We start from the raw sequence: 21,995 nt of genomic DNA, 5'->3' as shown, positions 1-21,995 counted from the left end.
TCACCGCATGCACGACGCCGCGAGTTTGCCGACCGCGATCACCGCCTGCTCGATCTCGGGCGACCACGGGCTGCTGTAGTTCAGCCGGATGAAGTTCCGGTAGTTGTCGGTGATCGAGAACATGTAACCCGGACCGATCGTGATCCCCTGCTCCAGCGCGAGCTGGTACAGCCGCATCGCATCGACCTGCGCCGGCAACTCGACCCACAGCACGTAGCCGCCCGCCGGGCTCGAGATGCGCGTGCCCTCCGGAAAGAACCGCGACACCATCGCGCGCATCAGGTTCGCCTGCTGCGCATACGCCTTGCGCAGGCGCCGCAGGTGATGCTCGTAGCCGTCGCGCTCGAGGAATTCGGCGATCGCCAGCTGCGGCAGCGACGGCGTCGCCAGCGTGTTCAGGAACTTCAGCTTCTCGACCTGATCGCGATACCGGCCCGGCAACGCCCAGCCGATCCGGTAGGCCGCCGTCAGGCTCTTCGAGAACGACGCGCAGTGCAGCACGATCCCGCTGCGGTCGTAGGACTTCAGCGTGCTCGGATGCGACTCGCCGAAATACAGTTCGTTATACACACCGTTCTCGATGACCGGCATATCGATTTTAGTTGCGAACTCAACCAGTTCGCGCTTGCGCTCGTCGGGCATCTGGAAACCGAGCGGATTCTGGAAGTTCGGCATCACCATGCATGCGGCGATCGGCTGCGACTTCGCGATCGCCGCCAGCGCCGCGATGTCGATTCCGTATTCCGGATGCGTCGCCACCTCGATCGCCTTCATCCCCATCCGCTCGATCGCGTGCAGCATCGCGTAGAACGTCGGCGATTCCACCGCGATCGTGTCGCCCGGTTTCGCGACCGCCTGCAGGCACAGGTTGATCGCCTCGGTCGCGCCGACCGTCACGATGATCTCGTTCGGGTCGACCGACATCCCGTTTTCCAGGTAGCGCCGTGCGATCTGCCGGATCAGGCGCGGATGGCCGGGCGGCAGCCCATCGGTCACGCCCCACAGCGACTTGTCGCGGCCGGCCGCATACGCGTAGCGGTTCAGCTTCTCGAACGGGAACAGGCTCGGGTCGGGGTACGGCGAGCCGAGCGGCACCGCGTCGTCGGTGCCGATCGAGCGCAGCGTCGACAGCACGAGCCGGCTCATGTCGACCGACGACGAGATCGCGATCGGCTTCGACGGGCGCAGTTCGCGCACCGGCGCATGGTTGTCGTCGCGCCGCAGGTTCACGAAGTAGCCCGACTGCGGACGGCTTTCCAGCAGCCCGCGGCTTTCGAGCAGCAGGTACGCGTGCAGCACGGTCGTGATGCTGATCCGGTGCTGCTGGCTTGCCTGCCGCACCGACGGAATCCGGTCGCCGTGCCGGTACACGCCCTGACGGATCAGGCGCTCGATGTCGTCCGCGAGTTTTTCGTAGAGCTTCATCGCATGCTCCCCGCCGGCGCGCGCATGCGCGCCGCCCCTCCGTGCGCGTCCGATGCGCGCGTGTTCTGCCCGCCGACCGGGCTGTCGTGACGCCTGATTGCTCCCTCCGGTTTTGCCTTTTCCATCGCCGTGGCTCGCTTTTGAAGATGCGCCGGGCGGCCCGTGACGTCTGGGCTTGCGGCACTGTGCACTTGATGATCGGATCTTAAAAGCAGAACAGTTGGCGCGGAGTACACACATCGGATACGCACACAAGAGTACAGTTCGGCGCGAATTTGCGATTTCGGGCGAACTGTACGTCTTATGAATTGACGCAGCGGCTGGGAAATTGAGGCGGCGGCCGCGATTCGAGGGGGTACGGGTGATCGCGCAGTTCGCGGTTGCGTGCGGCATCCGCAATGCAGTACAGGCCCGGCAGGGATGGGTTGCGCCGGCCCGCGATCGTGCAGCCGTGAAAATCACGCCAGAACGCCGCGGCGATTGGCACGCGCGCCAGCGCGTGTCTCGATGGTCGGGGAATCGGGCCCGGACGAGTTGCGGCCGCGCTCCGGTGAGAACAAGGCATGCGGGCCGTTCGCCGACGCACGGCGTGAGGATCACCATCGGCCGGCCCGATACAGGCAGCGAACCGCCAGCCACCACCGCTGCACGCGATGTCACGCCTGCATGACGGCACAGCGCCGCTGCCGCGGCGGATCGTCGAAGTCGTTGCGGGTTGGCTCGGCGCGAACGGCGCGCGTCAGATCGACCCGAACAGCGCGCGCGGCCGGTCCTTCAGCGTGCCGGCCAGAATCCGCAGCCCGTTCACGAGTTCGTCGCGGGTCGCCGGACACGCGAGATTGATGCGCACGCCGTGCTCGATTTCCGCGCGATCGACCGCGAACGTCGACGACGGCATCACGATCACGCCGCGGGCCTTCGCGTTCGCGGCGAAGTCGTCGGCCCGCCACGGCGGCGGCAGCCGCAGCCACACGAACATGCATGCGGGGTCCGACTTCAGGTGCCCGGCCGGCAGCAGTTCCCGCGCCAGATCGACGCGCGCACGGATCTCCGCCAGCTGCGCGCTCATGATTCGCTCGGCGGTGCCGTTCTCGATCCACACCGTCGCGATCAGCATCGACGTCGGCGCGGGCATCCACGCGGTGGTGCGCACCGCTTCCGCGCACAGCGCCACGCTGTCGCGCGGGCAGCTCAGGTAGCCGAGGCGCAGCCCGGGCGCGAGGATCTTCGACGTCGCGCCGATATGGAACGTGAGCTCGGAACCCAAGCCCGCGATCGCCGGCAGCCGGTCGCGCACGAGCGGCCCGTACACGTCGTCCTCGATGATCGTCACGTGATGGCGGCGCGCGACGTCGACGAGCGCCATGCGGCGCGCGAGGCTCATCGTCGTCACGGTCGGGTTCTGCAGGTTCGGCACGACGAAGATCGCCTTGACCGGCATGTGCTGGCAGATCCGCTCGATCTCGTCGGGCAGCAGGCCGTCGTCGTCGGCCGGCGCGCTGACGATCTCGAACTGGAACACCGGCGCGAGCGCCTTCAGGCCGTAATACGTGAGCCGGTCGGCGACGATCACGCCGTCGGTGCCGATCAGGCTGTTCAGCACCGCATAAAGCCCGTGCTGCGCGCCGCTCGTGACGACCACCTGGTCGCGCGACGGCGTGAAGCCCGGCGCGGCCAGCCACTGCGCGCCCGCGGCGCGCGCCCAGTCGGGGCCCTGCGGCGGCTGGTATTCCTGCAGCGAGGCGAACCGCGGATCGGCCGGCAGCGTGCCGAACGTCTGCGCGAGGCACGCCAGAAACTCGCCGGTCGCCGGCCGGTTCACCGTCAGGTCGATCACCCCGTTGCCCGCCGCGAGCGACGCGCGGGCCGGCTCGATGCTCGGCATCGCGCCGCCGGTGACGAGCGACCCGCGCCGCTTGCTGCCGATCACGAGGCCGCGCAGCTGCAGTTCCTTGTACGCGCGCGACACGGTCGACACGTTGATGCCGAGCTCCGTCGCGAGCTGGCGCTGCGGCGGCAGGCGGCTGCCCGGCGGGTACATGCCGTTGCGGATTTCCGCCTCGATCGAGCTCGATACCTCGACATAGGTCGGCCGCTTCGCCTGCGCCGGCGCGTCGCCGTCGCGCTCACCGGAAAGTTTGTCTGCTGCCATTCGTCGCCTGTATCCACACAAAAAGCGTTTGTCTGCCGTCCAAGCCTGCCCAGCGATTGTATATGACATCCCCTTTCGGTCAAACGTCAGCCGAAAGGTCAGTCAAAACAGTGACTTGAAATCGGGTAAACGCTAGCGCCATACAATCGCTTTTTGATTGCACACAAAAAATTACTGTGTGATTCTTTATCCCATCTTTGTGTGAATCACGCGTGCCGGAGGAGAGGCGACATGGCGAACATCGCCATCGTGGGTGCAGGTTTCATCGGACTCGGCGCGGCGGCCTGGCTGCAGCGCGACGGGCACCGCGTCACGCTGTTCGATCCGGCCGGCGTCGGCCATGGCGCGTCGTTCGGCAACGCCGCGACGTTCGCGCCGTATGGCTGCGTGCCCGTCAACGGCCCGTCCGTGTTCCGCGACATGCCGCACTTCCTGTTCGGCGCCGACAGCCCGCTGCGCATCCGCTGGCCTTACCTGCTGCGCGGCGCGCCGTGGCTCGCACGGTTCCTCGTCGCGTCGACGCCCGCGCATCACGCGCGCAGCGCGAGCGCGCTGGCCGCGCTGCTGACGCGCGCCGCCGACGGCTATGCGCCGTTGCTCGCGCCGTCGCGGCTCGCGGCATTCGTGCGGCCGCGCGAATGCCTGTATCTGTACGCACGGCAGGCGTCGTTCGACGCCGCGCAGCCGTCGCTCGCGCTGCGGCGCCGGCTCGGCGTGCCGTTCGACACGCTCGACGCGGACGCGATCCGCCGGCTCGAGCCCGCGCTCGCGCCGATCTTCACGCGCGGCGTGCTGTTCCATGGGAGCTGGCATTTCTCCGATCCCTGCGGGTTCCTCGGCGAACTGTTCGCGCACCTGGCAACCGGCGGCGCGACGCTCGAACGCGCGCAGGTCGAACGGATCGAGCCCGGCGGCGACGGCGTGAGCCTGCATGCGGGCGGCACCGTGCGCCGCTTCGATCATGTGGTGATTGCCGCCGGCGCCCGCTCGCGCGCATTCGCCGCCGCGTGCGGCGACACCGTGCCGCTCGACACCGAACGCGGCTACCACGTGCAGTTCGCCGCGCGCGAGCAGATCGTCACGCGGCCGGTCGGCTGGGCCGAGCGCGGGTTCTACATGACGCCGCTCGACGAAGGATTGCGCGCGGCCGGCACCGTCGAGCTCGGCGGCTTCGACGCCGGCATGAACCGCTCGCTGGTCGCGCTGCTCACCCGCTCCGCGCGCGAGGCACTGCCATCGCTCGGCGCGCCGACGCGCAGCTGGCTCGGCTTTCGGCCCACGCTGCCGGACGGCGTGCCCGTGATCGGCCGCGCGCGGCGCAGCGAGCGCGTGATCCACGCGTTCGGCCACCAGCATCTCGGCGTCACGCTCGCCGGCATCACCGGGCGGATCGTCGCCGATCTCGTCGCGCAACGCGCGCCGCCGCTGGATCTCACCCCATACCGGGCCGCGCGATTCTGACGCGCGCCGCCACTTCCACCACTGCAAGGAGGCATCATGAATCGTCGTAACTGGCTGGCATGGCTGGCCGTCTGCTCGATCGGCACGGTCACCGCGTCCGCGCAGGCCGCGGACCCGGAAACCGTCAAGATCGGCTTCGCCGGCCCGCTGACGGGCCCGGTCGCGCGCGTCGGCAAGGACCTGCAATACGGCGCGCAGCTCGCGCTCGACGAGGAGAACGCGAAACACCCGACCATCGGCGGCAAGCCCGTGCGCTTCGTGCTCGACGTGCAGGACGACCAGGCCGATCCGCGCATCGCGATCCAGGTCGGGCAGAAGCTCGTCGACGACGGCGTGGTCGGCGTGGTCGGCCACTACAACTCGGGCTGCAGCATCCCCGCGTCGGCCGTCTACAAGCAGGCGAACGTCGCGATGATCACGCCCGGCTCGACCAACCCGCAACTGACGATGCAGGGCTTCAAGAACGTGTTCCGCACGATGGGGCACGACGGCGTCGGCGGCGTGGTCGCCGGACGCTTCGCGGTCGAGCAGCTGAAGGCCAAGCGGATCGGCATCATCGACGACCGCACCGCATTCGGCCAGGGGCTCGCGGACGCATTCGAGAAAGGCGTGAAGGACGCGCACGGCACCATCGTCGGCCGCGAATACACGAACGACAAGGCGGTCGATTTCCGCGGCATCCTGACCACGATGAAGAGCAACAACATCGACCTGCTGTTCTTCGGCGGCCTCGACGAACAGGGCGCGATGCTCGTCAAGCAGATGCGCTCGCTCGGCATCCGCGCGCAGCTGTTCGGCGCCGGCGCGCTGAAAAGCAATGCGTTCCTGAAGATCGCCGGCAATGCGGGCGAAGGTACGCAGGATCTCGAGCCGGGGCCGGCGCTCGACAAGCTGCCGTCGGCGATCGCGTTCGCGCAGCGCTACAAGGCGCGCTTCAACCAGGACGTCGAGCTGTATGCGCCGTTTGCGTACGACGCGACGCTCGCGATGATCGCGGCGATCCGCAAGGCCGACTCGCTCGACCGCAGCAAGATCGTCGCGAGCCTGCCGGGCGTGTCGGTCACGGGCGTGACCGGGAAGATTTCGTTCGACGAGCGCGGCGACCTGATCAAGCCGCCCTACACGCTGTTCCGCGTCGAACAGGGGCAGTGGCACAGCATTCGCACGGTCGGCGGCGCGTCGAACTGATCGACGCCGAGCAGCGCGCGGCAGGCGGCGTCATCGCGCCGTCTGCTGCCGCTGCACCTCCTGCGCCTTCATCTGCAGATACGCGCCGCGCTCGACTTCGTGCAGTTGCTGCGGATACTGCTCGGTCGCGTCGAACCAGCGCGCGAGGCGCTGGTCGAGCGGCTTGTCGAGCGTCGCGAGATACGTGTCGATCGCGAGGTAGTAGCGCATCGTGTTGCGCTCCAGCAAGCCGCGCACGCCGCCGATGTATTGCGGCTGCGCAGCCGATGCGCCGCTCGCGGCCGTGAACCCGACCTTGTCGCTGCCGACCGTCGCGAGGTAGGTCTTCATCGCCATGCGGCCGACCGTGCCGAAGCCGTACGAATACGTGAGGTGCAGGAACGTGCGCGACGCGCCGACCGGCACGGCCTCCAGCGCGATCCGGTAATCCTTCGTGCCCATCGGGCCGCTGTCGGCGGTCAGGTCGACCTGGAAGTAGTCGGGCGTCGCGGCGGCCACGCGGTAGCGGAACTGCACGCGGTAGGTGTCCGACAGCTTCTGCTCGATCTTGCGGCCGAGGTTCACGTCGAGCACCGGGCCGTTGCCGCCTGTCGACGCGTGACAGTACTTCGTGTTCAGGTGCAGGATCAGCACCGCGCACCAGTTCGCGGGGCCTTGTGCGGGATCGTTGAGCCTGCCGTTCACGACGGCGAACGGATAGTCGACGACCGCGTAGATATCGCCCTTCAGCGATGAAGATGCCTCGGACGACTCGAGGTACAGCGGGCGGTGGAACGGGTTGTTCTTCAGTTGCTCGCCGAGGCTGTGATAACGGTCGAGCAGGGCCGCCGCGCCGTCGGCGCCATCCGCGCCGAACGACAGCGCGCTCCAGCCGACGCATAGCGCCGCGACGAGCGCGTGCCAGGCGCGGCGGGCGTAGCGCGGGGCTTGCGGGTTTGTGGATGTCTCCATTCTTGTGCTCCAGCGGGGGGCGCGGGGGAAGCGCGCATGGTTCACAGAATACGCCGACCGCTATCGGCTCCGCTTCACCGGCACCGGCAGTTGCGCGGCCGTGATCCGGATCAGCGTCGACAGCCATTCGCGGTCGTCCCAGCGCTCTCCTCCGATGACGAGATGCGGCTTCGCCGACGGATACGGCGGACCTTCCTCGCACGCACCGAGAAACGCACGCCCGTCGGGCGTAGGCTTGACGAACAACCGGTCGTCGCACACCAGCGCGACCATCTTGCCGTCGCAGTAGATGCCGTATTCGCCGAACATCTTGCGGGCCGACACGGCGCCCGCCGCAGCCATCTGCTCGACGATGAAATCGACGGTTCCCTGACTCGATGCCATTCATGCGCTCCGTGATCGAATAACCGTTCTGACCGTCACCGATGCGGTGTCGTTCCGTTCAATCGTCGCGCAATCGCTCGTGCACCGTGCTCCCCCTGCTCCCCAGCTCATTTGTCAGCCGAAAACGCACTCGACATCTGCCGCGCCCGCTTCACGTCGTCCCCGTGCAGATAGATCGACGTCGTCGAGATCGACGCATGCCGCAGGTTGTCGCGCACCGTCGTCAGCTCCGCGCCGCGCGCGAGCGCATGCGTCGCGTGCGTATGGCGCATCCAGTGCGGGCTGGCCTGCCGCAGCTTCTGCGCGAGCGCAGGATTGTCGTCATCGACGAGCGCGGCCGTCTGCGCGAAGAACCGCTGCATCACCTTCCACAGCCGCACGCTCGTGATCCCGGCCGCACCGTCTTCCGCGAGGCTCGCAATCAGCGGCGTATCCGGCCGCCAGCGCACCGGAGTCACCGGCAGCCGCCGCGCGACCAGATGCCGGTCGAGCGCCGTGCGCGCGAGCGGCGGCAGCGCGACACGCGCGGCCTTGCTGCCTTTGCCGATCACCTTCAGCCACGCATCGCCGTGCGCGTCCGTTTCGATGTCGCCGAGCGTCGCGCCGACCAGCTCACTCGCACGCAGCCCGGTCGCATAGCCGAAATCGAGGATGAAGCGCAGCCGTTGCGCGGCGGCCGGCGTCCAGCCGGACCGCGGCGCGCCGGACGGTTTGTCCTTGCGAAACTCGAGCCCGTCCGCGATCGTGCGCACGAGCAGCCATTCGCCTTCGGTGAACGCATGCGACGTGTCGAGCGCATTCGCGCCGCGTGTGTCGCGCACCTTGACGCCCGCGAACGGATTCGCGAGCAGGTAGCGCTGCTCGATCAGCCAGCGGAACAGCGCGCCGAGCACCGACAGCGTGTACGCGGCCGAGCGCGCGGACAGCCCGCCCGAAAACGGCCGCCAGTCCGGCGCGCCGCGCGGCCGCACCGGCCCGACCCAGCGCTCGTGCGGCGCCGGGTTGCGCAGGAATGCGCGATACGCGACCGCATCCTCGGTGGTCAGCGACGACAGCGCGCGCCCGCGCTCGACGATCGCCCACAGGATCAGCCGCTCGGCTTCCTTCCGGTACGCGCGGCGCGTCGCGGCCGATTCGTGCAGCGACAGCCATGCGTGCACGGCCGCGTAATCGTTGTCCGCGTCGAGCGTGCTGGTTGCGCGCGGCGCGCGGAACGTGCCGTTCGATCCGTCGACTTCGTGCGGCAGCTTCAGCTGCTCCCACGGCACGATGCCGCTGCGCGGCGTGGCCGCGATCAGCGCGCGCGCCCGCTCGGTCAGGTCGGGATGCGCGGAAAAGAACCCCTCGATATGCCGCGCGCTCGCCATGCCGAGCCCCGCGATCGCGCGCCACCACTGACGCCGCCGCGGAATCCGCACGGTCAGGTCGGCCAGCGTCGCGATCCCGTGCGCACGCAGCGCGACGACGGCGCGCGCCGGCAGCCACAAGCCGACGTCGTCGCTGATCTGCGGCACCGGCGCGCGCGCATGGCGCAGCACGCCGATCGCGTCGGTCGCGGCCTTCGCCATCTGGATGCGCGCGCTGTCGGCATGACCGAGCTGCTCCGCGAGGTCGGGTCGCCCGGCCTGCCGCGCGACGCGCACGAGGCCGCGGCGAATCCCGCCGATCACGCCGCGCGCCGACCGCCCGTCGCCAAGACGATCGGGCAGATAGCGCTCGATGGCCTGACGCACGGTCATGCCCGCATACCACGCACGCAGCGCGGCCAGTTCGTCGGCATCGGGAAAGCCCGCGGGCGCGGGCGCAGAATCGGAGGAAGGCGGTGAGGCGAGGCGCGGTGTCATGGGCGCCAGTTTGACAGAACCGCCGACGCTCGAAAACGCCTCGAGCGCTGCGAGACACGCGCGCGATGCCGGGGTCTGCGGCTTCGCGCGGGAACGGTCAGCCTGTCACAGGCGTGCGCCGCACGGACAGAATCGACGCGGGCCGCGCGTCACCCCTCGCCCTTCGGCCCCGGGTTGAGCATCACGACAAAGCAGGCCACGCCGACGATCAACGCGATCGCGCCGCCGCGCAGCGCGATCGTCGCGTCGAACAGCAGCCCGGTCACGACGGCCATCATCCCCGCGAGCGACACGAACACGGCGATCGCCGCGACGACGATCCGGTACTGGCGACGTATCATCGCGCGCTCGCGTCAGGCTGCCGCGGCGGACGCCGGCTCGCCGGCATCATCGCCGCGAATCAGCAGCACCGGGCACTTCGAGCCGCGCACGAAGCGTTCGGCGACGCTCCCGAGCAGCACGCGCCGGATGCCGCGCCGCCCGTGCGTGCCGACCACCGCGAGATCGATCCCACGCTCCGTCACGTAACGCTGCAGGCGTTCCGCGACGTCCTCGCCGATGCTCTCGGTTTCGACGAGCTCGGCCTCGCCCTTCGCGCCGGCCAGTGCGATGATCTGTTCGGCTTCATGCAGCACCTTGCGCCCGTCGTCGCGGATTTCCTCAATGAGCGCGTGCGGGTCGAAACGGCCCGCGTACGTGAACAGCACCGACTTGTCGACCACATAGACGGCGCTGACGTGCGTGTCGCCCGCCAGTGCCACCTTCACTGCCTCGGCAAGCGCCTGTTTCGACGAAGCGCTGCCGTCGACGGCCACCATGATCTTCTTGTACATGCGAACCTCGCTGGGGTGAGTTGCCGGGCGCGGTCGCGCGCGGCCATGTGCCCATCATCGGCGGACGGCCGGTTCGAAGGTTGACGGCGATCAAGATTCCCCGACAGCGGGTCGTGCGGCAAAGCGCCACGCGGAGCAGCCGGGGCGCCGTCCCGGTGGCCGAACCGTGCTGCCGAGCGGCCATGCCGCCGAAGGCGCTATCATCGACATTACGACCTTCGTCCGGCCCTTTTTTGCCGGCTCACTTTCAACTCGCTCAACCGACATGACAACGACTACCGAACGCGTGGACGGCGCCGCCCAGCATCTCGTCGCCGCCCGCCATGCCGGCGTGCCCGGCCCGCTGCTGCCCGACGCCTTGCGCCCCGAGAACGTCGACACCGCACTCGCGATCCAGCATCGCGTCGCCGACCTGCTCGGCGAATCCATCGGCGGATGGAAATGCGCGCTGCCGCCGCCCGACCGCGTGATCGTCGCGCCGATCTTCGCGTCGACGATCCGCGCAGCCGATGCGCCGTACCGCGTCGTCGGCGGCCCGATCGTGCGGATCGAGCCGGAAATCGCGTTCGTGCTCGATCGCGACCTGCCCGCCCGCGCGCAGCCGTACGATGAGCACGACGTGCGCGGCGCGATCCGCGAAGTGCGCATCGTGCTCGAGGTGCTGGGTTGCCGCTATGCGGAGCCCGCGCGCGCATCGAAGTTCGAACTGCTTGCCGACGGGCAGTTCAACCAGGGATTGTGCGTGGGTCCCGTCGTGCCCGACGGATTGAACGTGCCGCTCGAGACGCTCGCGCTGTCGTTCGAGGGTGCGCTGAATCGCACGATCGACGGCCGTCATCCGGACGGCGATCCGCTCAAGCCGCTGGTATGGCTGGTCAATTTCCTTGCATCGCGCGGCGACGGCGCGCAGGCCGGCCAGATCGTGACGACCGGTTCGTATGCGGGTGCGATCGACGTGCCGCTCGGCGATGCGCTGACGGTGCGCTTCGGCGAACTCGGCAGCCTGTCGGTGACGCTGACGGCTTGACGGGCTGACGGCCTGACGTTCAGCGGCGGGTGCGGCTCGCGACGAACGCGGCGCCCGCCCCGCCTGCCGACGCTGCGTGATACCGTTGCACAACGCCCGTCACGCTTGAACCGCGTGCCTTTCCGTCATTCGCCATGCCGCCGACACCGTTGCCCGCCCTGCTGGACGAAGTCCTGCGCACCGTCGATCGCCGCTACCGGTTGCCGCCGCTCGTGCGCGCGCCGTCGCTGGCCGACGCCGCGAACCCGGCCGTCGTCATCGCCGTCGCGATCGAGGAAGCGCGCCGGATGCAGGCCGACGGCCGCACACCCGACCCCGCATTGCAACGCCGCTTCATCGATGCGCTCGCGCGGATGATCGGCGACGCGATGGACCCGCAATCCGGCGACCCCGCCTTCCAGGCCGCGGTGCTTCGGCATCGCGCGGCGGCCGTGCGCGAATACGCATCGCTCGCCGCGCATGCCGAGCAGGACCGGCGCGCGCTGCGCTCGGCCGTCAACACGATCGCGCATCCGGCCCGGCTCGAGCGGCATGCGCTGGCATGGCAACGCGAACCGCTCGCGCGGCTGCATGCGGCCGCGGCCGGCGCGTCGTGGGACGATCTCGACGCCGCGCTGCGGCAGCTGCTCGCGCGGCCGGAGATGGCGACCGACACCGCGTTCGAACAGGACGTCGCCAGACTGAAGGACAGCGCCGCACTCGCCCGGCTGCGGCGTCTCGATGCGCTGGCGCCGGATCCGGACGTCCGGCAGTACCGCACGCTGTGGAGCCGCCAGGGTCCGCTCGAAGGCAGCGCGCTCGCCGTCGCGCAAGGTGTCACGTCGCAACAGCGGGGCGCGGCCGTCGAAGCACTGGCCGCGCAGGCGCTCGACGCCCTGGCCGCACAGCTCGATGCGAGCGATGCGCAGCGCACGTATCGCGTGGTCACGTCGATGCGCGTGCCGGCTTCGATACCGGCCAAGCACGACCGCGCGAAAACCGAGTGGGATGCGGTGCTGCTCGCTCGCGCGCGCGGCGACGATCCGTCGGCCGCGTGGCACGTCGTGTTTCTCGTCGAAGCGAAAGCGTCCGCGGATGCCGCGACGACCGATCTGCCGCGCCTGCTGCGCGGCCTGAGCCTGCTCGCGCAAGCCGATCCGGACACCGTCTATGCGTTCGACACGCGCGAAGGCACGGTACGCCTGCACGGCGCGTCGCTGCGCGCGCTGACGATCGACGACGCGGCCTTGCAGCGCGAAGTGCTGTACTGCTGCGATGCGTCGGCAGACCCGGCGCCGCGCCTGCTGGGTGCCGCAAGCCGGATGCAGTTGCTGTCGGCGCCGGCGAGCCTCGAATACGCGAGCGCGCTCGCGCAATGCACGGATGCCGATCCGCATGGCCTCGGCGCCGTCTGGCAAGCGCTGCTGGAACTGCCGTCATGGCGCACGGTGCTGCATCAGTACGAATCGCTGCGGCAGGTTCGGGCGCTGATGGTGAGCGTCGACGATCTGATGGCCGCGATCGAAGGCGACCTGGACGACAGCGCTGCGAACGAGGCGTGACGTGCGAGCGCGAATGGCACGAATGGCACGACTTCCGCGTTGAATCGTCACGCGTGATCCGCTCAGTTGTTGAGTACCCCGAACGGTAGCGTCCACCCCTTCAGTCGCCCGCCGTCTCCCCAGCGGCTTTCATCGTCCGCGCCGAACGGCAGCAGAACCGGCGCCGCCGCGCATGCCGGCGTTTCCTTCGGCGTATGGCCGAACTCGGCCTTGAACAGCCGATGGAAGTACTTCTCGTCCGGAAAGCCGTGCGCCCATGCAATCTCCGCGATGCGCTGGTGCCGGCGCTGCGGATCGCCGAGCACGTGGTACGCGTGACGCAGCCGCCTGCGCGTGAGCTGCCGCATCACGCCGCCCTCTTCCTTGAACAGCTGATAAAGCCGCGCCCGCGACACGCCGATGTCCCGGCAGATCCGCTCGGGTGCGAGGTCGGGCTCCAGCAGGTGCGCGTCGATATAGCGCCGCACGCGCTCGATCAGCGCGTTGTCGATCGGGCCGCGCGCCTCGTCGAACGCCTGTGCGCTCGGGGCGACGGCCGCGCTCATGAGCAGCAGCAACGATTGCACGACGCTCGGCAATTCGTGCGTGCGCAGGTTCGGCAGGTTGCGGTGCAGCGACAGCATCTGGTCGCCGAGCAGCCGCCCGACACCGCTCGCCAGCGTCTGCCCGTGCGCGTTCGCCGCATGGGCCGGCAGCAGATAGCGCGGCACCACGAGGCTGATCACGTCGCCGGCCTCGACCCGGCAATCGTTGACCTGCGCGACGTCATAGACGAACAGGTCGCCCGCACGCTTGACCAGTTCCGGCCCGCCGGTGCGGCACGTAAGATGCCCGCCCAGCAGCAGCGTGAAGCGGATCGAATCCTGGCCGTCGAGCCGGATCCGCCGCGTCGTGCGGTGCACCGAGTAGGTCGGCGCGCGCGACCGCCAGCACCGGCTCGAGAAGATCAGCGGGCCGAGCGCCGCGCCGGTCGCTTCCGCGTTGAACGCGCCGTAGTCGCCGAGGTCGTCCAGCCGGTAGTCGCAGAGCATGTCCTTGACCCACACGTGGAATCGGTCCCGCACCGGATAGTCGGTGGTACGAAACTTGAAGACGGGGATGGCATCCGCTTGATCCATGGCAGTTTTCATTCGAGCCGACAGGAAAGGAAGGGATCGGTTCGTCGATTATCGGACCAAAATGCGGCGGTGGACAGCGGGTTCGTCGCAGTGCCCGCCGCGCCGTCGATCGACATGCGCGCGGCGGGCAGCGCGGGCGTCAGCGACGCGGGTGGCATTCCCAGTCGTTGTACGTCGGCCGGTCGATCGGCGTGAGGCCGGGAATCATGAACACGGTGCAGGTGAAGCGCCGCCCCTTGCCGGTGGTCGCGTCGTAACTCACCTGCTGGCCGCCGAGCCCGTTCTTCTTCCCGTACTGCACGTTGGCGATCGTGATTTCGTCCGACGACGCAAGGCCGATCGTCTTCGCGGTCGATGTCTGCACGTCGGTCATGTTCATCTGCGTCGTGCCGCAACCGGCCAGCGCGAGGCTGGCGGCCGCGGCGCCCAGCGCGGTCCGTACGGTGCAAAGCAAGGTCTTCTTCATGGCTTCTCCTTCGGTTTCCCGCGCAACGCGATCACGAGCCCGGGGTATAGAAACTGGACTGCAGCTGGCTGCCGATACTCGCGACGTACGATTGCCAGAGGAGTGCCATCGACCCCGTCGCGTTGACGGCCAGCGCCGGCCACGATGCGCTCTGTGGCGCCACCGTCGACGCGCTCCACGCCCCGTCCCGGTAGCGGGCCGCGATGACGGCCGACGCGCCCGGCAAGCCCGTGTCCTGCCATGCGACCGTCACGTGGCCCGCCGCGTCGATCACCAGCGGCGGGTACTGGGCGGCCGCCCCGTTCAGGTGTTCCGTCAGCCGCTGCAGCGGCCCCCAGTTTCCGCTGGCATCGGACACGCTCGCCTGCAGCGCCGCGCCGCCCTCCGCCCACATCACGGCCGCGATGCCGTTGTCGTTGACGGTCAGCATCGGCGTCGCGATGAAGCCGGTCGGCTCAGTGATCGCCGGCGCCACCGGCGCGGCCGGCTGCCACCCGGTGCCGGCGACGAAGCGTTGCGCCATCGTGGTCGTCTCGAGATGCCCGCCGGTCACGTCGAGCTGCCCCCACACCAGCGTGATGTTGCCCTTCGCGTCCATGCCGGCCGCGGGCGAGATGATCGTCGTAAACAGGCTCGTGTTCGACACGGCCTGGTTGACGTCGGTCCAGCCGTTGGTCGGGTCGTACGTGGCCGTCCACAGCGCCGAATGCGTATGGTTGGTCTGCCGCCACGCGAGCACCGCGCGGCCGGACGACAGGACCGACATCATCGGCCTCACGTTGTCCGTATCGCCGGTCACCGCACCCGGCCCGGTCTGCACCGGCATCTGGATCAGCGCCGTGGGCGACCACTGTCCCGCCTGCGTATAGCGCGTCCAGGCGATGCGCGTATCGAGCAGGCTGATCGACTGCGTCCAGGCGACGAGCGCGTTGCCCTGGCTGTCGATCCCGGCCGTATAGGACGAACCGCTCATGTCCGCTGCCAGTTCGGACGCCGTGCCCCAGCCGGCGCCCGGGCTGTACGGGCGCGCCCACAATGCGTACGTGTTGGGGCCCGGCATCCATTCGGTCCAGAACGCGACCGCCTGGCCGCTCGCATTGCCGACCAGCTGCGGCGGAACGCCGGTCAATCCGTTCATCGAATGCGTACCGTCGCTCGTGTCGAGCCGCGTCGCGCTTTGCCAGCCCGAACCGGGGACATAGCGCGCGCCCCACATTTCGTTGCCGTACGGACTGGCCGGGTCGACGGTCATCCAGGTGGCGAGCGCATTGCCGCTCGCGTCGATCGTCACGCTGGGGTCGCCTTCCGGCCCCTTGCCGTCCACCGCGACGGCCGTCGACCAGCCGGCCTGCGGCTGCGTGGTTCCGCCGCCGGTCGGCCCGCCATTCGAGCCGCCGTTCGAGCCGCCGCCGGGCGATGTCGTGCCGGAAGGTGATCCGGGAGAGGTCGGTGTCGACTGCGACGCACCGCTCTTGGTCGAGACGTCGTCGCCGCCGCATGCGGTCAACGCGAGAACGACGGCCATGGCCGTCCAGGTAACGGGTTTCATCACAATCCTCTTGTTCTGGATTGACGGCATGTGCTTGTACGCGCAGCAGGTCAAACCTGCCGCGCATATTGATAAGCAGTGCCATTCAATGGATATGGAATGCCGCGCTTTCGTCGAGCCTCGCCCGGTTAGATCGCGCGGACGGCCTTTGCTTCCGGTACGGGCGACGGCTTGCGTACTGCCTCTGTCGCCCAGCGCCGGACACCCCGAAGTGCCGGCTGCATCTTAATTCATACGATCCGGAATCAAGGTGGGGTTGCGTCTACAGTGAGTGGACATGCATTTCGCCGGGTGTCGGCACGCGCATGAGCCGGTGGTGCGTGGATGCGGATTGCCGCGTCGGCCGCGGGGTGCGGGGTGCGGGGTGCGGGGTGCGGGGTGCGGGGTGCGGGGTGCGGGGTGCGGGGTGCGGGGTGCGGGGTGCGGGGTGCGGGGTGCGGTGGGCGGTGGGCGGTGGGCGACTGGCGACTGGCCGCAATCGTGCGGTGCATCGAGGGGGAACGGTAGCGAGCCGGACGCTGCGCTGCGCCGTGGCGACTTCGCGGTGTCGTGCCGGCAGCATCGTTCCGCGTAGCCGGTCAAACCCGCCGGCGAAGCGAAAGGGAGCTGGCCGGCATCACCGGCCAGCGCGGCGCAGCCCGCGAGAACGGGCTTGCGCCGCCACCGTTACGACTGGACGAAGGCCAGCAGGTCGGCGTTCAGCACATCGGCGTTGACCGTCAGCATCCCGTGCGAATAGCCCGGATACGTCTTCAGCGTGCCGTTCTTCAGCAGCTTGACCGACTTCAGCGCCGAATCGGCGATCGGCACGATCTGGTCGTCTTCGCCGTGCAGCACGAGCGTCGGCACCGAGATCGACCGCAGGTCTTCGGTCTGGTCCGTTTCCGAGAACGCCTTGATGCCTTCGTAGTGCGCCTTCGCGCTGCCGATCATGCCCTGGCGCCACCAGTTCTGAATCACGCCCGGGTGCACCGTCGCGCCCGGCCGGTTGAAGCCGTAGAACGGGCCCGACGGCACGTCGAGGAAGAACTGCGCGCGATTGTCGGCAAGCGCCTTGCGGAAGCCGTCGAAGACCTCGAGCGGCAGGCCTTCCGGGTTCGCGTCGGTCTTCAGCATCAGCGGCGGCACCGCGCTGACCAGCACCGCCTTCGCGACGCGGCCTGCCGGCTCGCCGTGGCGGGCCACGTAGCGCGCGACTTCGCCGCCGCCGGTCGAGTGGCCGATATGGACCGCGTTGCGCAGGTCGAGCGCTTCGGCCACCGCGAACGCGTCCGCCGCGTAGTGATCCATGTCGTGGCCGTCGGAAACCTGTGCCGACCGGCCGTGGCCGCGACGATCGTGCGCGACCACGCGATAGCCCTTCTGAACGAAGAACAGCAGCTGGGCATCCCAGTCGTCGGAAGACAGCGGCCAGCCGTGGTGGAACATGATCGGCTGCGCATCCTTCGGGCCCCAGTCCTTGTAGAAGATGTCGACGCTGTCCTTCGTGGTGATGTAAGGCATGGCTTCAGGCTCCTTTGGGGTAGGTGAACGTCACGTGCCGGCCGGCCACCCGGGCGGATGTCGGTGTCGAACGGCGGCGCGGCGGCACACCGCACCGGTCGATGCGGCACCTGAGTGTTGTAGCGGAAAACCGCGACCGTGTCATGAAGCCAATTGCATACCGCCGTCTATCGGTTCTCCGCGGGCAACGACGATGTGTGGCGCGAACGACCATGCCGCGTTCGTCACCGGTCCGGACGGGCACAACCTCGCAGAGGTGTGCTCGCATCCCGAGACTCGACCATTCAACGCAACTAACCGTGCGATTTCGCACGCCCCAACCCTCGTGCCTCAACCGTCCGTCGACACGGTCACCGCCTCCCACGCGCGCATGTCGTCGTCCAGCGCCGACCATTTGGCGCGCACGAGCCGAAGCGCATCGCTGCCGAGCAACAGATGGGCCGGCGGATGGTCCGCCTCGATGACTGCGAGCATGGCACGCGCGGCCTTCGCGGGATCGCCCAACTGACGGCCGCTGTTCTCCTCGCGCGCGTGACGGATCGGCTCGAAGAGCGCGTCGTAATCGGCGATCGAGCGCGGCGTGCGCGTCATCGAGCGGCCGGCCCAGTCGGTGCGGAACGAGCCCGGCGCCACGGCGGTCACCGCGATGCCGAACGGCTCGAGCTCCTTGCCGAGCGTGTCGGAAATCCCTTCCAGCGCGAACTTGCTGCCGCAGTAATAGGCAATGCCGGGCATCGTGATGTGGCCGCCCATCGACGTGATGTTCAGAATGCGGCCGCGCCGGCGTTCGCGCATGAACGGCACGACGGCCTTCATCATCGCGACGGCGCCGAATACGTTCACGTCGAACTGTCGGCGCATCTCCGACAGCGGCGACTCCTCCATGATGCCTTCGTGCCCGTAACCGGCGTTGTTCACCAGCACGTCGACGGGCCCGACGCTCGACTCGATCTCCGCGACGACGCCGTCGATGCGCTCGAAGTCGGTCACGTCGAGCACGCGCCCGATGGCCGCATGCGGGGACAGCGCTTCGAACGCCCGCTTCGCCGCTTCGCTTCTCACGGTGCCGACCACCGTATGACCCGCGGCCAGCGCCGCTTGTGCGAGTGCACGGCCGAAGCCGCTGCTGACGCCGGTGATGAGCATGATAGTGCCGGATGCCATGTGAGCTTCTCCCGAATGTCGATCGAAGCATGCATACTAGTCTGACGATCTACGCAAATTAAGCTCGATTCCGCTGATTTTCTTGCACAAAACTATGAGCACCGCGCCCTCTTCGTCCCGATCGCCGCAGCTGCCCGCGCGCAGCCGCCAACGCCTGATCGCATTGCTGCGTGCATTGGCGCCGGACGAAGGCTACAACCTGACCGCACTGCCGAGCGTGCGCATCCTGCGCTCGAACCGCGCGCTGTCGCGCACGCCGGTGCTGTACGACCCGGGCATCGTGATCGTCTGCCAGGGCAGCAAGCGCGGCTATTTCGGCGGCGAACGCTACCTGTACGACGAGGCCCACTACCTGGCCGTCTCGGTGCCCGTCCCGTTCAGCATGGAAACCGACGCAACGGCGGCGCACCCGCTGCTCGCGCTGTATCTGCACCTCGATTTCCCGATGGCCGCCGAACTCGCCGCGCAGATCGACCGCGAAGGGATCGCCGAACCCGCGCAGGCGCCGAGAAGCATGATGTCGACGCCGATGGACGACGCGATGCAGGCGACCGTGCTGCGTTTCGTCGAGGCGCTGCACCGGCCGCTCGAAGCGGCGGTGCTCGGCCGCGGGTTGCTGCGCGAACTGTATTTCCGCGTGCTCACCGGCGCGCAGGGCAGCGCCATGCGCAACGCGCTGGCGATGCGCGGACAGTTCGGCCGGATCGGCCGTTCGCTGCGCCTGATCCACGCCGACTACGCGCAATCGCTCGACGTCGCGCAACTGGCCGCGGAAGCCGGCATGAGCGTGCCGAGCTTCCATAGCCACTTCAAGGCGATCACGCAGGTGTCGCCGATGCAGTACCTGAAGTCGACGCGGCTGCATCAGGCGCGCTTGCTGATGGTGCGCCAGGACCTGACCGCGGAGACGGCCGGCCATGCGGTCGGTTATGCGAGCCCGTCGCAGTTCAGCCGGGAATTCAAGCGGCTGTTCGGGCTCACGCCCGCGCAGGAGACGAAGCGGATGCGTGCGCAGTTCGCGATTCCGGCGGCGTTCGAGGATGCGGTGTTCGTGTCGTCACACTGAGCGACGCGCCGCGAGCGGCACGCGTGACTCGGCGGGCCCGAGGCCCCGTGCGTGAAACTAGTCGGGACGTGCACACTCTCCGCCCGCGGCATCGCGCACCAGACCCGCCAGCGATTTCAGGATGAACGCGGTCACGCCCCAGATGTCCTGCGTCTGATCCGCCCAGTACCAGGCGCCGGCGCGTTCGCCGTCGTCGTATTGCCGCGGCAGATCGGGATTCAGCAACGTCGAAAACGGAAACTCGAAAATCGCCTCGACTTCAGCGGGTGCGGCTTCCCATGCGGCCGTCTCCGGCACGAAGCCGATCACGGGAAAAATGGCGTGATTGCGCTTTCTCGTTTTATGAATCGGCAGGCTTCCGATCATCCGCACCGCATCGGGCGCGAGGCCGATTTCCTCGAACGCCTCGCGCAGGGCAGTCGCGCCGATGCTGGTGTCCGATTCCGCCGGACGTCCGCCGGGGAAACTTACGTGCGACGAGTATTCGCTGAGCCCCGACGATCGCTTGGTCAGCAGGATCGTCGGCTCGCGCCGCGTGACGATCGCAACCAGGACAGCGGAGAATTTCCACGGTCGGTCGTTGTCCGCGAGGTAGAGCTGCGCCGTGGGCCACGGCGTGTCGGCCGGGATCAGCAGGTTTTCCACGCCGCGTGCGAGCATTTCCAGCATGGATTGCGGTGAAGCGGTGCCCGCCGATGCGTTCGCGAGTCCACCCCCGGTTTTCAGGTGGCTTCCGTCGGATGCCATGTCTTCCTCCTGCATGCAGGATGCTGCAAGCGTTGAGCGACACTGAACCCGACCTGTGTTGCATGGGCACGGCGTCGTTGTGTTTGAACCGGACGGTTCCGGATTCGCAGGCGGCCGTCTGCTCCGGCGAAAAAATTGGCGCGATCGTTGCGAAAATTCGCGTGGCCGGGCCGAAGCGGAGAACCCTGATGATGCACGAAAATTGAAATGCCGAGCGACCGCGCATCGATCGATGCGCTCGGTCCGGCAGAATGCAGGATCGTGCCGAAGCATCCCGACATCCGGGCGATGCTCGCACGCCCCGACCAGCACGCCCCTCTCACACGAGATCGAGATGACCCAGTACGCGTTCCGCCTGCTCAATGTATTCGCCGAATCCACCTTCGGCGGCAATCCGCTATGCGTGTTCGAAGATGCGCGCGGCATGGACGACGCGACCATGCAGGCACTGGCCGTGCAGTTCAACCTGTCGGAAACGACGTTCGTGCTGCCGTCGGCGCATGCGCATGCCCGCGTGCGCATCTTCACGCCCGGCCATGAAATGGCGTTCGCGGGCCATCCGACGCTCGGTACCGCGCATGTCGTGCGCGACCTGCTGAAGGCAGGCGACACACTCGCACTCGAATTCAAGGCCGGCGTGGTCGACGTCAAAGCCGGCGACGACGTGTGGACGTTCACCGCCCCGCACGCGGGCATGCCGAAAACGGCGCCTTGCGCGTTGCCCGATACCGACACGGCGGCCATGCTGGGACTGACGACGGACGATTTTCTCGCGCCGCCGCTTTGGGTCGACACCGGCGCGGACCAACTGCTGGTCGCCGTCAAGAACCCCGCGGCCGTGCGCCGCGCCCGGCCCGACAACGCCTGCCTCGAGCGCTGGCCGACCAACAGCCTCGGTCGGAAGACCGCCTATGTGTTCGCGTTCGACCCGCATCGGCCCGGGAAAGTGGTCTCCCGCTATTTCTTTGCGAAACAGGGCGGCGGGATTTTCGAAGACCCGGGCACGGGGTCGGCCTGCGCGAATCTCGGCGGCTGGCTGCTTGCGGCCCATCACGCGCTGCCCGCCGCGTTTCAGGTCGAACAGGGTGAAGCCGTCGGCCGGCCTTGCCTGCTGCGGTTGTCGGTCGGCTCGAACGGTGAAATCAGCGTCGGCGGTCGCGTGGTTGAGCTCGGACGCGGCGTCATCAACGTGTAGACGCAACGACCTGCGACGCCGGACGCGCGCGCGACACACCGCCATCCATGCGTCGTGCGTGCTGCGGGCCGGCGCGGGAGCGATCGACGGCCGGGGCATCGACGCACGCCGGGTGTCGCCGCGCTTGCCATGCTGCACGCATCGCCCGCCCGAGCCGATCGCCGACATCAACGACCCGGCCGCCGAAATCGCGCACACGTCGTGCGCCGCCTGCAACGCGTGCTTCGGCGCGGCCGCCGTGTGGCCGCTCGTCGAGCGCGCGTAGGGCATGAGCAGCAGCGCTTCCATCACATGCTCGCGCATCTGGCCGAACCGCTCGCGCGGTTCGTGATCCTCGCGGCTGCACCCGATCGGCTTCGCGAATACGACCGGGCGCGGCAA

Annotated in this window: 20 protein-coding genes; 7 read left to right on the top strand and 13 right to left on the bottom strand. The window is 68.5% G+C overall.

The window, feature by feature from the left end; all coding sequences use genetic code 11:
• Both U4Z64_RS11975 and U4Z64_RS11970 read right to left on the bottom strand, forming a co-directional pair.
• A complete protein-coding gene (locus U4Z64_RS11975; protein ID WP_321820070.1) occupies positions 1–1,425 on the bottom strand; it encodes a PLP-dependent aminotransferase family protein in 1,425 nt (474 codons plus the stop codon).
• A 739-nt stretch (positions 1,426–2,164) separates the two neighbouring features.
• Positions 2,165–3,577, bottom strand: a complete 1,413-nt coding sequence (locus U4Z64_RS11970) for a PLP-dependent aminotransferase family protein (protein WP_321820069.1) — start codon at positions 3,575–3,577, stop codon at positions 2,165–2,167.
• A 231-nt stretch (positions 3,578–3,808) separates the two neighbouring features.
• Between U4Z64_RS11970 and U4Z64_RS11965 the strand changes: the two genes are divergently transcribed.
• Positions 3,809–5,038 (top strand): NAD(P)/FAD-dependent oxidoreductase, encoded by a 1,230-nt coding sequence (locus U4Z64_RS11965; protein WP_321820068.1) that lies wholly within the window; start codon positions 3,809–3,811, stop codon positions 5,036–5,038.
• A 36-nt stretch (positions 5,039–5,074) separates the two neighbouring features.
• A complete protein-coding gene (locus U4Z64_RS11960) occupies positions 5,075–6,226 on the top strand; it encodes a branched-chain amino acid ABC transporter substrate-binding protein (RefSeq protein WP_321803519.1) in 1,152 nt (383 codons plus the stop codon).
• 30 nt (positions 6,227–6,256) lie between these two features.
• Here U4Z64_RS11960 and U4Z64_RS11955 read toward each other — a convergent pair whose 3' ends face one another.
• From U4Z64_RS11955 to U4Z64_RS11935, 5 genes are all read right to left on the bottom strand, one after another.
• Complete coding sequence (locus tag U4Z64_RS11955) at positions 6,257–7,177, bottom strand: hypothetical protein (protein ID WP_321820067.1); 921 nt, start codon at positions 7,175–7,177, stop codon at positions 6,257–6,259.
• Positions 7,178–7,237: 60 nt separating this feature from the next.
• Positions 7,238–7,561, bottom strand: coding sequence for a TfoX/Sxy family protein (locus tag U4Z64_RS11950; RefSeq protein ID WP_044848126.1), 324 nt, complete (start codon positions 7,559–7,561; stop codon positions 7,238–7,240).
• 107 nt (positions 7,562–7,668) lie between these two features.
• Positions 7,669–9,405 carry a site-specific integrase gene (locus tag U4Z64_RS11945; RefSeq protein ID WP_321820066.1) on the bottom strand — a complete coding sequence of 579 codons (1,737 nt, stop codon included), beginning with the start codon at positions 9,403–9,405 and terminating at the stop codon, positions 7,669–7,671.
• A gap of 149 nt (positions 9,406–9,554) precedes the next feature.
• Entirely contained in the window at positions 9,555–9,746 is a 192-nt protein-coding gene (locus U4Z64_RS11940) for a DUF2964 family protein (protein WP_044848124.1), read from the bottom strand.
• Between the two features lie 12 nt (positions 9,747–9,758).
• Positions 9,759–10,238 carry a universal stress protein gene (locus tag U4Z64_RS11935; protein ID WP_321820065.1) on the bottom strand — a complete coding sequence of 160 codons (480 nt, stop codon included), beginning with the start codon at positions 10,236–10,238 and terminating at the stop codon, positions 9,759–9,761.
• Positions 10,239–10,503: 265 nt separating this feature from the next.
• On the opposite strand from U4Z64_RS11935, the gene U4Z64_RS11930 reads away from it, so the two are divergent.
• Together U4Z64_RS11930 and U4Z64_RS11925 are read left to right on the top strand one after the other, a co-directional pair.
• A complete protein-coding gene (locus U4Z64_RS11930) occupies positions 10,504–11,265 on the top strand; it encodes a 2-keto-4-pentenoate hydratase (RefSeq protein WP_124521634.1) in 762 nt (253 codons plus the stop codon).
• 134 nt (positions 11,266–11,399) lie between these two features.
• Entirely contained in the window at positions 11,400–12,806 is a 1,407-nt protein-coding gene (locus tag U4Z64_RS11925) for a 3-deoxy-D-arabino-heptulosonate 7-phosphate synthase (RefSeq protein WP_321820064.1), read from the top strand.
• A 62-nt stretch (positions 12,807–12,868) separates the two neighbouring features.
• Here the strand turns inward: U4Z64_RS11925 and U4Z64_RS11920 are convergent, their stop codons facing one another.
• The 5 genes from U4Z64_RS11920 to U4Z64_RS11900 all read right to left on the bottom strand — a co-directional run bounded on the left by U4Z64_RS11920 (position 12,869) and on the right by U4Z64_RS11900 (position 18,606).
• A complete protein-coding gene (locus U4Z64_RS11920; protein ID WP_321820063.1) occupies positions 12,869–13,924 on the bottom strand; it encodes an AraC family transcriptional regulator in 1,056 nt (351 codons plus the stop codon).
• 139 nt (positions 13,925–14,063) lie between these two features.
• Positions 14,064–14,390: a hypothetical protein gene (locus tag U4Z64_RS11915; protein ID WP_321820062.1), complete on the bottom strand. Its 327-nt coding sequence runs from the start codon at positions 14,388–14,390 to the stop codon at positions 14,064–14,066.
• 31 nt (positions 14,391–14,421) lie between these two features.
• A complete protein-coding gene (locus tag U4Z64_RS11910; RefSeq protein WP_321820061.1) occupies positions 14,422–15,939 on the bottom strand; it encodes a hypothetical protein in 1,518 nt (505 codons plus the stop codon).
• A gap of 666 nt (positions 15,940–16,605) precedes the next feature.
• The gene (locus U4Z64_RS11905; RefSeq protein ID WP_044848485.1) at positions 16,606–17,442 is read right to left on the bottom strand and encodes an alpha/beta fold hydrolase; all 837 of its coding nucleotides are present in this window, start codon (positions 17,440–17,442) and stop codon (positions 16,606–16,608) included.
• Positions 17,443–17,772: 330 nt separating this feature from the next.
• The gene (locus tag U4Z64_RS11900) at positions 17,773–18,606 is read right to left on the bottom strand and encodes an oxidoreductase (protein WP_321820060.1); all 834 of its coding nucleotides are present in this window, start codon (positions 18,604–18,606) and stop codon (positions 17,773–17,775) included.
• A 94-nt stretch (positions 18,607–18,700) separates the two neighbouring features.
• Between U4Z64_RS11900 and U4Z64_RS11895 the strand changes: the two genes are divergently transcribed.
• Positions 18,701–19,672: an AraC family transcriptional regulator gene (locus U4Z64_RS11895; protein ID WP_321820059.1), complete on the top strand. Its 972-nt coding sequence runs from the start codon at positions 18,701–18,703 to the stop codon at positions 19,670–19,672.
• A gap of 57 nt (positions 19,673–19,729) precedes the next feature.
• Here the strand turns inward: U4Z64_RS11895 and U4Z64_RS11890 are convergent, their stop codons facing one another.
• Entirely contained in the window at positions 19,730–20,692 is a 963-nt protein-coding gene (locus U4Z64_RS11890; protein WP_321820058.1) for a CoA pyrophosphatase, read from the bottom strand.
• Between the two features lie 61 nt (positions 20,693–20,753).
• Here U4Z64_RS11890 and U4Z64_RS11885 point away from each other — a divergent pair, with 61 nt between their 5' ends.
• The gene (locus tag U4Z64_RS11885) at positions 20,754–21,614 is read left to right on the top strand and encodes a PhzF family phenazine biosynthesis protein (protein WP_321820057.1); all 861 of its coding nucleotides are present in this window, start codon (positions 20,754–20,756) and stop codon (positions 21,612–21,614) included.
• Positions 21,615–21,672: 58 nt separating this feature from the next.
• Complete coding sequence (locus U4Z64_RS11880) at positions 21,673–21,879, top strand: hypothetical protein (RefSeq protein ID WP_321820056.1); 207 nt, start codon at positions 21,673–21,675, stop codon at positions 21,877–21,879.
• The last annotated feature ends 116 nt before the right edge of the window (positions 21,880–21,995 follow it).

Origin of the sequence: Burkholderia sp. BCC1996 (genome assembly GCF_905339955.1) — a bacterium.
In the GTDB taxonomy this organism is placed as follows: Bacteria; Pseudomonadota; Gammaproteobacteria; order Burkholderiales; family Burkholderiaceae; genus Burkholderia.
The sequence above is the reverse complement of the archived record's forward strand: the minus strand, read 5'-3'. Positions and strand labels throughout refer to the sequence as shown.

What these genes read in the sequence shown, in the direction of transcription:
- U4Z64_RS11975 (WP_321820070.1), bottom strand. Translation starts at nt 1,425, where the DNA reads ATGAAGCTCTACGAAAAACTCGCGGACGACATCGAGCGCCTGATCCGT.
- U4Z64_RS11970 (WP_321820069.1), bottom strand. Translation starts at nt 3,577, where the DNA reads ATGGCAGCAGACAAACTTTCCGGTGAGCGCGACGGCGACGCGCCGGCG.
- U4Z64_RS11965 (WP_321820068.1), top strand. Translation starts at nt 3,809, where the DNA reads ATGGCGAACATCGCCATCGTGGGTGCAGGTTTCATCGGACTCGGCGCG.
- U4Z64_RS11960 (WP_321803519.1), top strand. Translation starts at nt 5,075, where the DNA reads ATGAATCGTCGTAACTGGCTGGCATGGCTGGCCGTCTGCTCGATCGGC.
- U4Z64_RS11955 (WP_321820067.1), bottom strand. Translation starts at nt 7,177, where the DNA reads ATGGAGACATCCACAAACCCGCAAGCCCCGCGCTACGCCCGCCGCGCC.
- U4Z64_RS11950 (WP_044848126.1), bottom strand. Translation starts at nt 7,561, where the DNA reads ATGGCATCGAGTCAGGGAACCGTCGATTTCATCGTCGAGCAGATGGCT.
- U4Z64_RS11945 (WP_321820066.1), bottom strand. Translation starts at nt 9,405, where the DNA reads ATGACACCGCGCCTCGCCTCACCGCCTTCCTCCGATTCTGCGCCCGCG.
- U4Z64_RS11940 (WP_044848124.1), bottom strand. Translation starts at nt 9,746, where the DNA reads ATGATACGTCGCCAGTACCGGATCGTCGTCGCGGCGATCGCCGTGTTC.
- U4Z64_RS11935 (WP_321820065.1), bottom strand. Translation starts at nt 10,238, where the DNA reads ATGTACAAGAAGATCATGGTGGCCGTCGACGGCAGCGCTTCGTCGAAA.
- U4Z64_RS11930 (WP_124521634.1), top strand. Translation starts at nt 10,504, where the DNA reads ATGACAACGACTACCGAACGCGTGGACGGCGCCGCCCAGCATCTCGTC.
- U4Z64_RS11925 (WP_321820064.1), top strand. Translation starts at nt 11,400, where the DNA reads ATGCCGCCGACACCGTTGCCCGCCCTGCTGGACGAAGTCCTGCGCACC.
- U4Z64_RS11920 (WP_321820063.1), bottom strand. Translation starts at nt 13,924, where the DNA reads ATGGATCAAGCGGATGCCATCCCCGTCTTCAAGTTTCGTACCACCGAC.
- U4Z64_RS11915 (WP_321820062.1), bottom strand. Translation starts at nt 14,390, where the DNA reads ATGAAGAAGACCTTGCTTTGCACCGTACGGACCGCGCTGGGCGCCGCG.
- U4Z64_RS11910 (WP_321820061.1), bottom strand. Translation starts at nt 15,939, where the DNA reads ATGAAACCCGTTACCTGGACGGCCATGGCCGTCGTTCTCGCGTTGACC.
- U4Z64_RS11905 (WP_044848485.1), bottom strand. Translation starts at nt 17,442, where the DNA reads ATGCCTTACATCACCACGAAGGACAGCGTCGACATCTTCTACAAGGAC.
- U4Z64_RS11900 (WP_321820060.1), bottom strand. Translation starts at nt 18,606, where the DNA reads ATGGCATCCGGCACTATCATGCTCATCACCGGCGTCAGCAGCGGCTTC.
- U4Z64_RS11895 (WP_321820059.1), top strand. Translation starts at nt 18,701, where the DNA reads ATGAGCACCGCGCCCTCTTCGTCCCGATCGCCGCAGCTGCCCGCGCGC.
- U4Z64_RS11890 (WP_321820058.1), bottom strand. Translation starts at nt 20,692, where the DNA reads ATGCTTCGGCACGATCCTGCATTCTGCCGGACCGAGCGCATCGATCGA.
- U4Z64_RS11885 (WP_321820057.1), top strand. Translation starts at nt 20,754, where the DNA reads ATGACCCAGTACGCGTTCCGCCTGCTCAATGTATTCGCCGAATCCACC.